This window comes from Streptomyces sp. AHU1 (genome assembly GCF_045343905.1).
GTDB classification, from domain to species: domain Bacteria; phylum Actinomycetota; class Actinomycetes; order Streptomycetales; family Streptomycetaceae; genus Streptomyces; species Streptomyces triticiradicis.
Window position 1 is genome coordinate 4,711,011 of sequence record NZ_CP174283.1, and the last position, 15,650, is coordinate 4,726,660.

14 protein-coding genes and 1 pseudogene are annotated in these 15,650 nt (G+C 70.3%); 9 read left to right on the forward strand and 6 right to left on the reverse strand.

Annotated features, from left to right (window positions below):
* The first annotated feature begins 55 nt into the window (after positions 1-55).
* Positions 56-193: a hypothetical protein gene (locus tag ACICHK_RS21070; RefSeq protein ID WP_406838117.1), complete on the forward strand. Its 138-nt coding sequence runs from the start codon at positions 56-58 to the stop codon at positions 191-193.
* Positions 194-284: 91 nt separating this feature from the next.
* On the opposite strand, the gene ACICHK_RS21075 is transcribed toward ACICHK_RS21070, so the two are convergent.
* A complete protein-coding gene (locus ACICHK_RS21075) occupies positions 285-632 on the reverse strand; it encodes a hypothetical protein (protein WP_406838118.1) in 348 nt (115 codons plus the stop codon).
* Positions 633-743: 111 nt separating this feature from the next.
* On the reverse strand, positions 744-1,088 hold the full coding sequence (locus tag ACICHK_RS21080; protein WP_406838119.1) for a MerR family transcriptional regulator: 345 nt from the start codon (positions 1,086-1,088) through the stop codon (positions 744-746).
* A 683-nt stretch (positions 1,089-1,771) separates the two neighbouring features.
* On the opposite strand from ACICHK_RS21080, the gene ACICHK_RS21085 reads away from it, so the two are divergent.
* Positions 1,772-2,455 (forward strand): hypothetical protein, encoded by a 684-nt coding sequence (locus ACICHK_RS21085; RefSeq protein ID WP_406838120.1) that lies wholly within the window; start codon positions 1,772-1,774, stop codon positions 2,453-2,455.
* A 73-nt stretch (positions 2,456-2,528) separates the two neighbouring features.
* Here the strand turns inward: ACICHK_RS21085 and ACICHK_RS21090 are convergent, their stop codons facing one another.
* Positions 2,529-3,194: a DUF4142 domain-containing protein gene (locus ACICHK_RS21090; protein WP_406838121.1), complete on the reverse strand. Its 666-nt coding sequence runs from the start codon at positions 3,192-3,194 to the stop codon at positions 2,529-2,531.
* 749 nt (positions 3,195-3,943) lie between these two features.
* On the opposite strand from ACICHK_RS21090, the gene ctaD reads away from it, so the two are divergent.
* The 5 genes from ctaD to ACICHK_RS21115 all read left to right on the forward strand — a co-directional run bounded on the left by ctaD (position 3,944) and on the right by ACICHK_RS21115 (position 8,550).
* On the forward strand, positions 3,944-5,587 hold the full coding sequence (ctaD, locus tag ACICHK_RS21095) for a cytochrome c oxidase subunit I (RefSeq protein ID WP_225860567.1): 1,644 nt from the start codon (positions 3,944-3,946) through the stop codon (positions 5,585-5,587).
* A gap of 3 nt (positions 5,588-5,590) precedes the next feature.
* A complete protein-coding gene (locus tag ACICHK_RS21100; protein WP_406838122.1) occupies positions 5,591-6,166 on the forward strand; it encodes a hypothetical protein in 576 nt (191 codons plus the stop codon).
* 258 nt (positions 6,167-6,424) lie between these two features.
* Complete coding sequence (locus ACICHK_RS21105; RefSeq protein ID WP_151470073.1) at positions 6,425-6,676, forward strand: PLDc N-terminal domain-containing protein; 252 nt, start codon at positions 6,425-6,427, stop codon at positions 6,674-6,676.
* A 397-nt stretch (positions 6,677-7,073) separates the two neighbouring features.
* Positions 7,074-8,258: a glycosyltransferase gene (locus ACICHK_RS21110; RefSeq protein ID WP_406838123.1), complete on the forward strand. Its 1,185-nt coding sequence runs from the start codon at positions 7,074-7,076 to the stop codon at positions 8,256-8,258.
* A gap of 106 nt (positions 8,259-8,364) precedes the next feature.
* A complete protein-coding gene (locus ACICHK_RS21115) occupies positions 8,365-8,550 on the forward strand; it encodes a hypothetical protein (RefSeq protein ID WP_151470075.1) in 186 nt (61 codons plus the stop codon).
* 132 nt (positions 8,551-8,682) lie between these two features.
* Here the strand turns inward: ACICHK_RS21115 and ACICHK_RS21120 are convergent, their stop codons facing one another.
* Positions 8,683-8,871 (reverse strand): hypothetical protein, encoded by a 189-nt coding sequence (locus ACICHK_RS21120; RefSeq protein WP_406838124.1) that lies wholly within the window; start codon positions 8,869-8,871, stop codon positions 8,683-8,685.
* A 388-nt stretch (positions 8,872-9,259) separates the two neighbouring features.
* Here ACICHK_RS21120 and ACICHK_RS21125 point away from each other — a divergent pair, with 388 nt between their 5' ends.
* Together ACICHK_RS21125 and ACICHK_RS21130 are read left to right on the forward strand one after the other, a co-directional pair.
* On the forward strand, positions 9,260-10,297 hold the full coding sequence (locus ACICHK_RS21125; protein ID WP_406838125.1) for a hypothetical protein: 1,038 nt from the start codon (positions 9,260-9,262) through the stop codon (positions 10,295-10,297).
* A 653-nt stretch (positions 10,298-10,950) separates the two neighbouring features.
* The gene (locus ACICHK_RS21130) at positions 10,951-12,906 is read left to right on the forward strand and encodes a YncE family protein (RefSeq protein ID WP_406838126.1); all 1,956 of its coding nucleotides are present in this window, start codon (positions 10,951-10,953) and stop codon (positions 12,904-12,906) included.
* Positions 12,907-13,014: 108 nt separating this feature from the next.
* On the opposite strand, the gene ACICHK_RS21135 is transcribed toward ACICHK_RS21130, so the two are convergent.
* Together ACICHK_RS21135 and ACICHK_RS21140 are read right to left on the reverse strand one after the other, a co-directional pair.
* On the reverse strand, positions 13,015-14,952 hold the full coding sequence (locus tag ACICHK_RS21135) for a YncE family protein (RefSeq protein WP_406838127.1): 1,938 nt from the start codon (positions 14,950-14,952) through the stop codon (positions 13,015-13,017).
* A gap of 339 nt (positions 14,953-15,291) precedes the next feature.
* A pseudogene (locus tag ACICHK_RS21140) lies at positions 15,292-15,591 on the reverse strand (GNAT family N-acetyltransferase); the annotation flags it as partial.
* Positions 15,592-15,650: the final 59 nt, after the last annotated feature.

Sequence of the window (15,650 nt, forward strand, 5' to 3'; positions counted from 1 at the left end):
CTCTCACTCGTTCGGGCCGCTTCGCCCGCCTCCTGGACGGGGGCTCCGCAGGCTGGTGGCGGGACCGCGCGCGTCCCGGGCGGGCGGCGGCTACGTCGTCGAGGGCTTCCGCGACCTGCTGAAGCTCGGCACGATCGTCACCGCCATCGCCGTCGGCCTGGTCCTCGCCCAGCCGGCGGACGCCGAGCGCTGAGCCGCAGCATCCCTCCGCGCGGCCACGGGGAGCGCACCGCCGCCGCGCGCCGCCGCCGCGCGCCGGGACGCGGACCGGGAGCGGCGCGGGCTCACATGCGCAGCAGCCGCTGGGTCATCTCGCTGTACTGCCGCAGCGCGTGGCGCAGTTCCTCGCCCCGGGTCCCGGGGTCCTGGCCCTGCCAGCCCGCGTGGAGGTCGCGCCGCCGCTCCGTGAGGGAGCTCATGAGCCCGGCCGCGGCCTCGTCGAACGCCGTCTCGGCCTCTTCCAGCGCCTCGAGCGGGCTGTGCGCGAACGTGTTGAGGGCGTGGTGGAGCCGCTGGGTGACTTCGGCCCGTTCGTCCTCCCCCAGCAGCGGTTCCGGGCCCGGCGCACGACGTCCGGCGGGGCCGGACCGCCCGTCCGGAGGCTGTTGGGCGCGTGTCTGGTCGTACATCATGGCTGGCCACTTCCTGTACGTCGTACGGGCGGGGCGCGCGCGGGGGATGGTGCGGCGGCGATCGGGCCGGGTGTTCCGGAGGGCCGCCGGAAGGGCGCCGCTCCGGCGGGTTCAGCCGGTGCTGGATCCCTCCGGTGCCGCCTGCGCGGCGCGCCGGTACTCGGCGTTGATGCGCTGGGATTCTTCGAGCTGGTCCTCGAGGACGACGATGCGGCAGGCGGCCTCGATCGGGGTGCCCCTGTCGACGAGTTCCCGCGCGCGGGCGGCGATCCTCAGCTGGTGGCGGGAGTAGCGGCGGTGGCCGCCCTCCGAGCGGAGCGGAGTGATCAGACGGGCCTCCCCGACGGCTCGCAGGAAGCCCGGCGTCGTGCCGAGCATCTCGGCGGCCCTGCCCATCGTGTACGCGGGATAGTCGTCGTCGTCGAGACGACCACCGAGTGGAGTGTCCGCTGTCATTTCACCTCGTCGTGGCACGCGTCGAGGGGCCCCGTCGCCGTACGGCACCAGGGCCCCTAAGGAATTGAACACCATCTGCCGGCTCCGCTGAGGGGCCGACCTTCTGTTTCCGCTACCTGGCCCGGCTGAGGGGCGGGTGAGCGGGGATCGTGTATGCCGTGACCGGGAACCACCGTCCATTCCGGGTTCTTGCGCTGCCCGGCCGTGCCGTTCGGGGCCGGGCGATCCTGATGGCGTCTGCTTCCTCCGTTCTTGGCTCGGCTTCGACGACCTGCCGGAACGGGAGCGAACTCCTCCGGACCAGCGGTGTCCGTACAAGAAACCCTAATCACGCCGACGCTCGATGTCTACCGTGACAAAGACAGATTTGGCGACGCGCGAGGGTCAGTTTTCCTGTGGCGCGCAGCCTTTCCGCGATGCGCGGCGACCGCCGCGACGGCCGCCGCGAGGGTCCCGTCGGCCGGATGCGGAATCGAGACCATTCCGCGTCCTCCCGTCCGCAACTCCCGGGCGGTTCCGGCTGTCTCCTGTGGGAACAGGATCCGCGGCCGCGCGGGGGACGGCCGTGCGCCGTGGTCGCGCGGACCGTGGCCACGGCTTCGCCGGCCGGAAGGGCCGGGAGGGCGGGGAGGACCGGCGGGAGCCGGCCGGAAGAGGTCGTCGGGAACAAGGAGGGGTGGGTCATGCCCGGTCTCATACGTACGTCGGCGCTGGCGATGGCGCTGGCGGGCGGGGTCATGCTGCTGACGGGGTGCCAGGACTCGGCGGGCGCGGGTTCCGCCGCGGACACCCCCGCCTCCTCCGCGGCTGCCTCCGCCTCCGCCGCGGACACTCCCGCCTCCTCCGCGGACACCCCCGCTTCTTCCGCGGACGCCTCGGCCGGAGCGGCCGTACGGACGAGCGCCCCGGCCCGGACCGCGTCGCCCGCGTCGGGTTCCGCCAGCACGGTCAAGCCGTCGAGCGGCCCGGCCACCGGAGCCCCGGCCCGGGCCACCGCCCCGGCCGCCGCGGGCTGCCGCAACCTGGCCGCCGGTGCCGAGGTGAAGGCCGAAGTGACCCGGACGTACCGGCGCGACGTCACCCACTTCGTCCACATGGGGCCGGCGCCGGGCACGTTCTTCTACGGCCGGTGCGGCACCGTCCGTTACGCCGCCGCCCGTTTCCAGCCCACGGCGGGGGCCACCGAGGCGGAACTCGTGGGCCTGCAGGACGAGGGCAGCGTCACCAAGTACTTCCGCGACTCGGGCGGCGGCTGGGTCTACGTCGCGACCGACGGCCTCCCCGTGAGTCCGCGCGGCTGCGGCGACATCCCGGCGATCCCCCACGCCCTGGCCACCGCCTGGAGGAACTGCTCGATCGCGCCCTGAACCGTCCCGCTCCCGCTCCCGTCCCCGGCACCCGGAGCCCCGCCGCGCCCCGCTGCCGCGGGGCCGCGGGAGCTCACGGCGACGACGGTGCCGGAACCACGGTCGGAACCGCGGCCGGAGACTCCGTCGACCCGTGCGCGACGGTGTCGAAGTCGACGTACCCGGTCCTCTCCAGCGCCGAGATGTGGCCGAGTTCGGTCCGGTTGGCGAACGTGGCCAGATCCCGGACCAGCGTGTTGCGGGTGCTGCTGCGCACCTGCGCGAGCTGCTGGAAGATCCTGCCGTGCTCCTCGCGGAGCAGATTCGCGAACAGGTGACGGTACTCGCCGTCCTGAGCGGCCGTCAGCTGGGCCAGCCAGCCCTGCTGCTCCGCGGTCGGCCGGTCCGGCAGGGCGATGGCGAGGTCGGCCGCCACCGTGCGGACCCGCTTGTCGAGCTCGGTGTGGCCGGTCACCAGCTCGTCGCCGGCCTCCTTGACGGCCTTCGTGGGAGCCCGGTCGGCCGCCTGCTTGCCCGCGGACACCTCCCACAGCCCGTCCACCTCCACCTGCACCACGAGGTCGCGGTCGGCGGCGCTCAGCGGCCCCCAGGGCGTGCTCACCACGGGCCCGGGGTCGGCGATGGCGGCCTTCACCGCGTCGAAACGGTGGGGGTACGAGTAGAACACCGGGTACAGGAGTGAGCCGATCGTGCCGCCGATCGCCAGCACCAGCAGGATCGAACCGAAACTGCGCCGCACCTGAGCCTCCCTGAGGACCGGCTGTTCTCCGGCAGCCCTTCTCGGCCGGTGCGGTCCGTACCGGTCTGAGCCGTTCTTGGCGCGTACCGAGTGCTCCGGCCCGTTCCCCACGGGGGAGAAGGGAGTTGCGTGGGCGGGGGCACCCGGCCGCCCAGCCAGAAGATCACCCGGCCGCGCGGGGCCGATAGGGCCGAACGGCCCCGGCCCCAGGGCCGTACGGACGCCGCGCCGCGCCACCGGTCCGGGTGCGTCCGTTTCCCGGACGCGTGTCCCTCTTCCGCTGCGCCGCCCGGCAGTTGGCGGGCCCGTATGCGGAAAGAAGCGGGCATTCGTGCTCGTCGCCGGGGCCCGCGCACGGGAACCGGCACGGTGCCCCGGCCCCGGCCGCGTGGTGCGGATGGGGCCGTTGGGCCCTGCTGACAGGGCCCACGTGGGGGCTGTTCGGCCCTATCCGGCCCCCGTGTCCCGGCGTCGATCATGGGGCGGCGGCCGGGAAGCGGCACCGCGTCCACCCCCGTGCGCGGGCACTCTCCGGCCCGCCGACGCCATGAGCGGGACCTGCGCCCATGGGCGGACACACCTCATGAGCGGGACGCGCCTCATGAGCGGACAGGTGGAGAAGGGGAGGGAGTCGTCCGGTGGACGAGGCACAGATACACCCGGTGGAGGCGGCGGGACCGCACGCGGTCTCCGCGGCCGACAGGGCCGAGGTGACGGACGCGGCCGACGCGGCACGCACGGGCGGCGAGGTGACCGGGCGGCCCGGCGCGGCGTCCGCCGCGGGTTCCGGCCGCGCGTCGTGGGTGGACTGGCTGACGACCACCGACCACAAGAGGATCGGGACGCTGTACCTGGTCACCGCGTTCGTCTTCTTCATCGTCGGCGGTGTCATGGCGCTGCTGATGCGCGCGGAACTGGCCCGGCCCGGACTGCAGATCCTGTCGAACGAGCAGTTCAACCAGGCGTTCACGATGCACGGTTCGATCATGCTGCTGATGTTCGCGATGCCGCTGTTCACCGGCTTCGCCAACTGGATCATGCCGCTGCAGATCGGCGCGCCCGACGTGGCCTTCCCCCGGCTGAACATGCTGGCCTACTGGCTGTTCCTGTTCGGCTCGTCGATCGCGGCGTTCGGCTTCCTCACCCCGGGCGGGGCGGCCGACTTCGGGTGGTTCCTGTACGCGCCGCTGTCCGACGCCGTCCACTCGCCGGGGCTCGGCGCCGACATGTGGATCATGGGTGTCGCCCTGTCGGGCTTCGGCAGCATCCTCGGCGCGGTCAACTTCATCACCACCATCATCTGCATGCGCGCCCCCGGTCTGACCATGTTCCGCATGCCGATCTTCACCTGGAACGTGCTGCTGACCGGCGTCCTGGTCCTGATCATCTTCCCGGTGCTGGCGGCCGCGCTGTTCGCGCTCGAGTGCGACCGGAAGTTCGGCAGCCACGTCTTCGACCCGGCGAACGGCGGCGCGCTGCTGTGGCAGCACCTGTTCTGGTTCTTCGGCCACCCGGAGGTGTACGTCCTCGCGCTGCCGTTCTTCGGCGTCGTCTCCGAGGTCATCCCGGTCTTCTCCCGCAAGCCGATGTTCGGCTACATGGGCCTGATCGGCGCCACCATCGCGATCGCCGGCCTGTCGGTGACGGTGTGGGCCCACCACATGTACGTGACCGGCGGTGTGCTGCTGCCCTTCTTCTCCTTCATGACCCTGCTGATCGCGGTGCCGACGGGAGTGAAGTTCTTCAACTGGATCGGCACCATGTGGAAGGGCAGCCTGTCCTTCGAGACGCCGATGCTGTGGACCGTGGGCTTCCTGATCACGTTCACCTTCGGCGGGCTGACCGGCGTCATCCTGGCGTCACCGCCGCTGGACTTCCACGTCTCCGACTCGTACTTCGTCGTGGCGCACTTCCACTACACCGTCTTCGGCACGGTCGTGTACGCGATGTTCGCCGGCTTCCACTTCTGGTGGCCGAAGATGACCGGCAAGATGCTCGACGAGCGCCTCGGCAAGATCACCTTCTGGACCCTCACCGTCGGCTTCCACCTCACCTTCCTCGTGCAGCACTGGCTGGGCGTCGAGGGCATGCCCCGCCGGTACGCCGACTACCTCGCCTCCGACGGCTTCACGACCCTCAACACCCTGTCCACGATCGGGTCGTTCCTGCTGGGTCTGTCGATCCTTCCGTTCCTCTACAACGTGTGGAAGACGGCCAAGTACGGCGAGAAGGTCGAGACCGACGACCCCTGGGGCTACGGCCGTTCGCTGGAGTGGGCGACCTCCTGCCCGCCGCCGCGGCACAACTTCACCTCGCTGCCGAGGATCCGGTCCGAGTCCCCGGCCTTCGACCTGCACCACCCGGAGATCGCCGCGGCCGAGGCGGTGCACTGAACCATGGCGCAGCCCGTTCTGGCCCTGGGCGCCGCCCTGCTGACGGCGGCCGGCAGCGTCTGGTACGTCCCGGCCCTCACCGATCTGCGCGCGGGCGCCGACCGTCCGCACTCCCGCCGTGACGCGGCCGCGGCCTGTGTGAGCGTCTGGAGCACGACCGGGGTGATCGCCGTCCTGCTCCTGGTCACCGGGGCATGGTGGATCCCGGCCCTCACCGCCGCGGCGGGCACGGCCCTCGCCCTCGTCCTTCGGACACGTGCGGCCGTGCGGCGCCGACGCGAGGAGCGGGAAGCGGCCCGCCACTGGGAACAGCTGCGGTGGCGGCCCGCGGCCGCGGACCGCTCCCGGAACGGCCGCACCGCCTTCGCCGTCCTGCTCACCACCGGGCTCGCCGCCGCCGCGGGCACCGCGGCCCTTCTGCTGACGGGCGGTCCCGGCGACGGTCCGTACTGGCTGACGGCGGCCGTACCCGCGGCGCTGGTCGGCCTGTTCCTCCTGGTCGCGGCGACGGTGACGCACACCCACACGTATGCGCGCGCGATCCGTCATCCAAGGCCGCGGGGCGCCCGGCACCACTAGGAACGAAACGAGTCTGCCGGGAGGACCGACGGCGCCCGGACGGCACTGAGCCCCCTCACCGGCAGGTGAGGGGGCTCAGTGCCGTCCGGGCGCCGGCTCAGAACAGGCCCTTGTACCCCTGCCAGCCGGTGGCGATCTTCGTAGACCTGTTCCGCGTGTCCGTGAACCGATCGGAGGGGCTCGTCCGATGAGGGGGTGGACGCCGCTCCGGGACGGAGCCCGATCCGAGTCCGAGCAAGGGGAAGAAGGAGAAGACGGATGCTGCACATGATGGACCTGCCGGCCCTCGCGCTGATCGCCCTCGTGGCCGCCATCTCGCTGTGGGCCCTGATCGACTGCGTCCGCACCCCCGCGGACCGCGTCCGCTTCGTGCCGAAGCTGCTGTGGCTGCTGTTCCTGCTCCATGGCTCGGTCCTCGCCACCCTCGCCTGGGTCTACTTCGGCAAGAAGTCCATAGCGGACACGGGCCGGAGCCCGATCCGACGGACCGGGGCATACGCTCAGGCGTGACGGTGCCGTGTGTGCCGTAGGCGGCCGCCGGAAAGGCCCAGGTCCGTGGCCCGGACCTCACCTGCCAAGGGCGCGTGCAGACGATGCGCGCCCCATCCTCACCACCCGACCCTGTTCGCGCTCCACCACCCACCATTGGGCTCTCGTGCGCCCCTCCATCACCCTTCCGGGACCGTAACCGACGCCTCGACAATGGCCTTCTATGACGCCGCTCGTCGCAGCGGTGATGTCTGCCTGCGCCGAGGGGAACGGCACCGGGCGGCGGTAGGCAAGTGGCGGTCCGAGAGCCGCCGGGGAAAGCAGCGGCAGTCGTGCCGCCGGGGGGCAACACACCATGAACGACCAGATGACCACCGCTGGGCGCTCAGGCACAGCAGCGCGGGCGTCGTCGGATCCGATGACCACCGAAGAGAACCGTGATCACAACAGATCCGACCAGGGCCACAGAGGCCGACGCGGGCACGGCTTCCACCGGCGCCGGCTGGTGACCCAGGCGGCGGCCGCCCTGATGGAAACCGTCGTGCTCCTCCCCGCCCGCAACGAGGAGGCCGGCGTACTGCTGGCGCTGGAGTCACTGGCGGCGCAGACCGCCCCGCCCGACCTGATCGTGATCGTGGTCAACAACTCCTCCGACAGGACGGAGGAGTTCGCCCGGGAGTTCGCCGACCGTCCCGGTGTACCGCGCACCGTCGTCTTCAACCTGCCGGACAACCCGCACAAGAAGGCCGGCGCCCTCAACCACGGCATCGGCTGGCTGAACCGGACACCTGGCGGACTCGCGGCGGCCACGAAGTACCTGCTGGTCATGGACGCCGACACCAGTCTGCACCCGAAGTTCCTGGAGCGGGCGCGCAACGTCATGGCCTCCGACCGGCGCGTGGGCGGACTCAGCGCGACCTGCCTCGGCCGCACCGGCCTGTGGAAGAACCTCTGGCAGCGCTATCTGCTGGGCATGCAGATCATGGAGTACGGCCGCTACGCCCGGGGCCGTTACCGCTTCGGCATCCACAGCATGTCGGGCGCCGGCTCCTTCTACCGCACCGAGGCCCTGCTGAGCATCCTGCGCTGGCGCGGCGAGGTGTTCTGGGAGGACCACGCCAACCTCGTGGAGGACTACGAGACGACCCTCGCGCTGAAGGAAGCGGGCTGGAAGGTCACGGCCAACCAGCACTGCATCGCCTACACCGATCTCATGCCCACCCTGCGGGAGTTGATCGGCCAGCGGGAGCGCTGGGGACGCGGCACGGTCGACACCCTGCGGCGGCGCGGCTGGACGAAACACACCTGGTTCTCCATCACCAGCATGGTGCTCGGCTTCGTCGGCTTCCTCTACACCCTGGCCTGGCTGGCCACCTGGACCGGCGTGATCGCGAGCAACGGCTTCGTCCTGGACCGGGTCTGGCTGTGCCTGGTCGCCTTCTGGATCGCCTACGCCGCCTTCCGCGCCCGTCACCTCGGCTGGAAGGGCGTCCTGGTCGACGTCCTCATGCTGCCGGGCCTGGTCTTCGCCGGCGTGCGCGCGTACTGGTTCGTCACCTCGGTGGTGAAGTCGTACGCCACTGGCGTCTCCGCCTGGAAGTGACCGCCACGGCCGCGTCGCACGCGCTCGTCACCCGAAACGCATGTCCCGCGAAACGCATGTCCCACTCGACAGAGGCGGCCGACAGGTCGCCGGGAGGAAGAAGAACATGAACTACCTGAGTGGTTCCGGCATCGGAATCGTCGCCGGAACCGCCTCCCTCGCGGCCACCGGTACCTCGTCGACGACCAGCCTGATCATCGCGGCCAGCCTCGCGCTGGTCCTGGGCGGCCTGACGACCTACACCGCGGCCGTACGCCGCCGTCGCCGCGACGCCAGCGCGGCCGGCTACTGATCCTGATCTTCCGTCAACAGGCTTGGCTCCGGCCGCATCCAGCGGCCGGGGCCAAGCCGCGCGTGGCGAGCGGGGCGGACCACGGGGCGCGGTCGTGGTGCGCACACCCGGCATCCCCCGTCTCGGCGGCGCCTATCGCTTCTGCGCCCTGTAACGCTTCATCAGCGCGGTGATCCGGGCGTGGTCCGCACCGCCGTTGAGCTCGTCCACGAGCTCGTCGGGGCACAACTCGTAGAGATCGCCCCACCATCGGCGTCCTCGGTTGTCCCAGATCCGGTAACCACCCGGCACGCCCCTGGCGACGTAGCGTCTCCTGCTCACGTCTCCCTCTCCCTCCCAGGCGCCGGCTCCACTGTCTGCCGACGAGCCGTCCCGCACGCGACCGTACGCGGCCTGCGGCAGGCCCGTGAGGGAGGGCGCAACTCATGACGGGCAGATCATGACTTGCTGCCTTCTTTGAGTGAGTACGGCTGTTCGTTCCCGATGTCCACGGCGAGCATGACCTGAAATGCGGGCAATCCGAAGCCGAGAGATGCTTGAGCTTTCAACATGAATTACGGAGTGATCACGGGTACTGCATATTTCCTTCACATCTGCCACACTCGCGATCGCCAACTGATCTTGTGGCGTGGCGCGCTGTTTCTCACCGCGCAGCCTGCAATCGGGGAAAGGTCTGGGGGACCGCAAAGCTCGTCGGTATGGCACCCAAATGACGGCACGACGAAAGATCCAGTACATGCGCATACGCAGCATCGTCATCAGCGGCGTCGCGGCTTCTGCGGCGATCGCCCTCGGCACCACCTCCGCCTACGCGTCGGTCACCGTCGACGCGAACGGCAAGGGCTTCATCGGCAAGGGCGAGGTCCAGAACGCCCTCGGCATGAACAACTCGGCGCTCCAGAAGGCCGTCGACGCCAAGAGCCTGGTGTTCACCGCCAAGCAGTCGACGTCCCAGGAGGTTTCGAAGGGCGTCACCCAGGCCGGCTCGCAGAGCGGTTCGCAGGCCGGTACCCAGGAAGGGACCCAGGCCGGCACCCAGGCGGCCACCCAGGCCATGTCGCAGGACCTGGTCTGCACGTTCACCAACGGCAGCGGCACCAAGACGTTCCACCGTGACGGTGAGCGCGACGGCAGCCGCGACGGCTCCCGCACCGGCTCCCGCACGGGCACCCGTGAGGGCAGCCGTGAGGGCAGCCGTGACGGCAGCCGCACCGGCACCCGTGCCGGCAGCATCGCCGGCAGCCTCAACTACGACCTCGACGTCGACGCCCGCAAGTCCAACCAGTACACCGGCTTCATCCTCAACGGCTGGAAGGGGCAGTCGTACACGGAGGGCGCCACCACCTGGAACGCCCCCGTGTTCGGCGAGTACACCTTTGGTGGCTACTCGTTCGGTGCCTGGTCGTTCACTGGTGACTACTCCTTCGGGGAGTACGAGTTCGGCGACTTCAAGCCCACGGGCGACGTGAAGTGGGGCGACTGGGACGCGGCCCCGGGCGAGAACCCGGACGACTGCCTCCGCAGCTCCAACGCCGACAAGATCACGGCCATCAGCAACGTCGTCACGCCCGGTGCGGTCACCGATGGTGCGGTCACCGACGGTGCGATCACCGACGGTGCGATCACGCCCGGTGCGGTCACCGATGGTGCGATCACCGACGGCACGGTCACCGACGGCGCGATCACGTCCGGCGCCGTGACCCCCAACGGCCCGGTCCAGGTGTTCGTCAACGGCAAGGGTCTCTGAGCAACCCGCGGCACACCACAGCGGCAGCCCCCGACCGCATCCGGCGGTCGGGGGCTGCCGCCCTCGGCCGGAGCGGCGGCGGCCGAGCTCCGGCGAGGAAGGCCGACGGCGACAGCGATGGGGCGCGTCCGCCGTGGCCACGGCGTTGCGGCGGTGGCGTAGGGGCCGGTTTTGAGAACCGCCGTGGCGCGAGTCGCGGCGGGTTCGGATCCCGCACCCACCGTGCATGAGAGCGGCCCCTGACCAGGCGACCTGGTCAGGGGCCGCTCTCATGGGCGTCATCCGCCGACTACTGCCGTTCCCCGTACCTGTGAACCTCTGGTGCTTCAGGTGTGAGGCGCGTCTTCATGGCCGGCGGTTGCTCGGAGAGGTTCACGCGGCGTCCGGCGTATCGACGATCGCGGCACTGAGAAGGCGATTGCGGATGCCGTTCGTCGGCGCCGACGCGCTTTCCGGCGACCGGAGGCGGAGCGGTCCCTCCCGGATGACCGGATGGCTGGATGACCGGATGGGACGAAGGGGGGCCGAGTGCTGCGGTTTTCCGCAACATGATCTAGTCTTCGCTCACTTGCCACATGGGGTACACGGTTTGCACACATCGGACGTGTCGGTGGCACCCATCTGCGCTCACCTCATTCCGGGGGTTCGTCACCGTGCGCCTGCGCGCTCTTCCGGCCGCCGCGGCTCTCGCGGCCCTGTTCGGTCCGATGGTGCTCGCCGCACCCGCGTCCGCCGACTCCAGCCGAGCCCTGGCGGTCTTCGGCGTGAACGACGTGCTGGTGGACGCCGTCCACCAGCACGTCTTCATCAGCGACGCCTACAACAGCCAGATCGTCGTCACCGACCTCATCGGGAAGGTCGTCGCAACGCTCACCGACCTGCCCCAGGTCGCCGACCTGGAGCTGAGCCCCGACTCCGGCACGCTGTACGCGGCACTCCCCGACGCGGACAAGATCGTCGCCATCGACACGGGGCAGCTCACGCGGACCGCCGAGTACCCGACCGGCGACGGGACCGCTCCCTCCAGAGTCGTCCACGCCGACGGCAGACTGTGGTTCGGCTACGGCGACCAGTGGGACTCCGGGCTCGGTGAGGTCGACCTGACCGCGGAGACGCCCACGGTGACCCTCGACCTGGCGGCCGGCCACGACTTCGCGGGCCCGCCGATGCTCTACGCCGACCCCGACAACCCGGGCACGCTGCTCGCCCTCGACGCGCGCATCAGCTCCGGCCCGATCATCGTGTACGACATCTCCTCCGGCACCCCGGCGATCCGCGTCTCCGACGAGAAGGGCGGCTCCTACAACGACGCCGCCCTCACCCCGGACGGCCGGAACGTCATCGTCGCCGGTCCCGGGGGCCGGGCGCTCACCGAGTACCGCCTCTCCGACCTGTCCGAGGTACGTACTTTCCCGACCGCCTCGGCACCGGAGACGGTCAGCGTCGCGCCGGACGGCACGGTCGCGGCCACCGTCCTCGACGACGGCAACGTCGGCGACACCTACGTCTTCGGCACGGACCCCGACCGGCCCGCCAGCGTCCGCAACCTGTCGCGCGAGTGGATGCCCCGGGGCGGACACTCCGCCAGCTGGTCGGCCGACGGCTCGAAGCTGTTCGTGCTGACCGGGTACAACAACGCGATGCAGTTCCAGGTCGTCGACGCGCCCCGCGCGTACGCCTCCACCCTGACAGTCGATGCCCCGGCCAAGGCCACCCGTGCCGCTTCCCTCACCGTGAAGGGCAAGCTCACCGCGAACCTGGCGCTGCCCGCGGGCACCCCGCTCCAGGTCATCCGCACCGACCTGGAGTCGCCGAACGGCAAGTCCCTCGGCACCAAGTACCTGGGCGCGGACGGCACGTACTCCCTCACGGACACCCCGCCGGCCGGCGGCAAGGTGAAGTACACGGTGACGTACGCCGGTGACACCACGCACACCGCGGCGACCGCCACGGACACCGTCGACGTCTCGCGCGCCACGCCCACGCTGACGCTGAACAACGACGGCAAGGAATACGACTACGCGCAGTCCGTCACCTTCACGGCGCACCTCGGCACCACGTACAAGAACCGCACGGTCGAGATCTGGGCCAACCCGTACGGCGCCGACAAGCCCGACAAGCTGGTGAAGTCCGGCACGGTCAACTCCAGCGGCAACCTGTCCGTCACCCTCGCCCTGACGCGCAAGACCGCGCTCACGGCGAAGTTCGCCGGCGACGGGCGCTACGCGCCGAAGACGGCGGCCAGTACCGTCGGTGCCAGGGTGAAGGTGTCCACGACGCTCGGCGGCTCCTACAAGTCCCAGTACACGTGGAGCCACACGTACTACTACTTCCACCAGTCCAAGGACCCGGTCGTCACGACCACCATGACGCCGTACCCGGACCGCAAGCAGTACCTGAGGATCCAGATCTACGCCGAGGGCGGCTGGGAGGCCACGGCCGAGGACTTCTTCAAGCTCGACTCCGCGGGTAGGTCCGTCGTCACCCTGACGGGCACCCCGCCCACCGGCCGCCGCTTCCGCGTCCGTAGCGCGTACCTCAGCGGCTCGGGCGACGGCGTGAACACGACGACGTACGGCGCCTGGAAGTACTTCACCTTCACGCGCTGAGGTTCGCGCGGCGTCCTCGGGAAGAACGCCGGGAGGGGGCGGCCGCCCAGCGGTCTTCGGAGGTGCCGAGGGCGTCGTGGTCGATGTCGACAGGGCGCTCCCGCCCGGCTAGTTGGAGAAGTACAGGTACTTCCACGAGCCGTTCGTCGTCGAGTTGACGTTGTCGCCCGAGTACTTGTTCTCGTACGAGAAGCGCATGCGTACCTTGACGCCCGACGTGCCGGGCGACTTCAGGCTCACGGCCGACCTGCCGTTCGAGTCGAGCTTGAAGTACTGCGGGCTGTTGTCGGGGGTCTGCCACTCACCGGCCCGGTAGACCTGCAGGTCCACGCGCTGCTTGCGGCCCGGGTAGTACGTCATGGTCGTGGTGAGCAGCGGGTTGGTGCTCTTGTGGAACCAGTAGTACGACGTCGAGCCGATCCTGGCCGTCTTGTAGTGCTTCGAGACGACGGTGGAGGTCTTCACCATGGCGTAGCCCGTGGACGCGACGGTCCTGGACTTGAAGCGGGCATCACCCTTGAAGACCGCGGTGACCTCGGTGTCACGGGTCATGTCGACCGTCGCGGAGATGTTGCCGCTGGAGTTGACCGTCCCGGACTTGATCAGCTTGTTGGGCTTGTCACCGCCATAAGGGTTGGCCCAGATCTCGACCGTGCGGTTCTTGTACGTCGTACCGAGGTGCGCGGTGAACGTCACGTCGGTGCCGTAGGCGTACACCTTGCCGTTGTTGTTCAGGCTCAGCGAGGTCGGGGCGAGGGAGACGGATACCTTGGCGCTCACGGAGACGGCCGAGCGATCGGCGTCGCCGGCGTAGGACACCTTGTAGGTGACCGTGCCACCGGCGGGCGGGGTGTCGGAGAAGGAGTACGTACCGTCCGGCTTCACCGTGACGGCGGGCAGCGCCTTGCCGCTCGGGGATTCCAGGTCGGTGCGGGTGACCTGGAGCTTCGTGTCCGGCGGCAGCCACGTCATCGACAGATTCCCGGTGACGGTGAGCTGCTGGGCACGGGTGGCCTTCGTCGGGGCGTACACCGTCAGGGTCGGGACGTCCCGCGCCGGATCGGTGAGCGCCTTGAGGAAATAGCCGTCGCCGTCCGTCCCCCTGAGGACGAACAGACGTGAGGAGTCCGGTGCCCATGCCACTCCGCCCACCTCGTTGTCCGAGACATGGTGGGCGACGATCGGGGTGTCCGTGCCGGACCGGTAGACCGTCACGTATCTGTCGTCGGACTTGGCGAGCAGGCCGCTCGGTGAGATGTCGCCGTTCCATCCGCCGTACGCGTACGAGCCGGCGCCGCTGAGTTTCCCGTCCGCGTAGGCGTAACGGTTCCTCGCGTTGATCAGCACCTCCGGAGCACCGGGTACGAGATCGACGTCAACGGCCCCGGAAACCTGGGAGTTGTCGTGGGCGACGAGCTGGGGAGAGGTGCCGGAGACGTCCAGGACCCCCATCCCGCCGCTCGCGTCGAGGCCCGTCGCGGCGAACGCCAGCGTGTCCGGCTTGCCGGGGTCGGAGTCGAGGACCAGGTCACCGAAGGGGCCCGGACCGTCCGGCAACTGACCGAGCGTCACGGCGTCGGTGCCTCCCGCCGGGTCGACCGAGCCCAGGCCGCCGCCCTGCGGATCGTCGTAACCGAACCAGACCTTGCCGCCGGCGAAGGCGAGGTGGCGCGGCCCTTCGGCCGCCGCCACGTCGTACCGGGCCTCGATGTCGAGCGTGGCGGCGTCCAGGGCCAGGATCTGGTGGCTGTCGGGCAGCGCCGCGTACAGGGTGGCGCCGTCGGCGGAGAGGGTCAGGTCGACGACCGTCCCGAGTCCGTCCACCGAGTCGACGAGGGCACCGGAGTAGTCGTCGGCCAGGATCTTCCCGCTCCACTGGTCGGCGACGAAGACCCGCTGCAGGGCGCCGTCGGCGACGATCCCGCCGGGTGTGTAGACGACCACGGCCCCGGCCGCCGCGGCGGGCACGGCCGGGACACCGCTCAGGACTGCCGAGCCGGCGAGGACGGCCAGTGCCGTCGCGGTGGCGGCGCTGCGCGTACGCACAGTGGTGGTACCCCCATGAGTGAGCCCGGTGCCGACCGGGCGGACGAAAGCGTCGTGCGACCCCGGACAAGGCAGCTGAGCTGCGGTGACGCGGGTGCGACTGCTGCGCGCAGCGTAAGGCATGGCAGTGACGGTTGAGGAGGGGGTCCCTCCGAGTGGCCGTCCGTGCCCGCACGGCCCGGCCCGGGGCGGAGTCCGACCGCGCAGGGCGGCTCCCGCGGGGTCGTGGCTTCCTGTCCGCCGGTGGCGTCTCGGCCAGGACAGCTTCTTGTACATGTGGACGTCCTCGGCGCCACCAGGAATGCCCAGGGTTCTGCCGGTCTCGACATATCCATGACGCTGGTAGAACGCCGGGGCCCGGAAGGTGAACGACGAGACGCACGCCCGGTCGCAGCCGCGCCCCCGCGCTTCCTCCTCCGCGGCCGGCAGGAGTCTGCTTCCCCAGCCGTCCTCGCGGCTCTCCTCCCGGACCCGGGGCATCTCGATACCGAGCAGTCCGCCCCACGTCCAGGCCGACAGCCCCCCGATGAGATCCCCTTCGCCGTCGACGGCCCTCACCGACAGCGCGCCCTGGTCGGCGGCAGTTTGTCGGAAGTCGCGTACAACCTTGCGGCACCTTCGTGGGTCAAGTGGTGCGATCGAGCTTCGAGTTCATGCAGCTCTCGCCTCTCTGTGCCTTCCGTGCCTTCTGTGTCGTC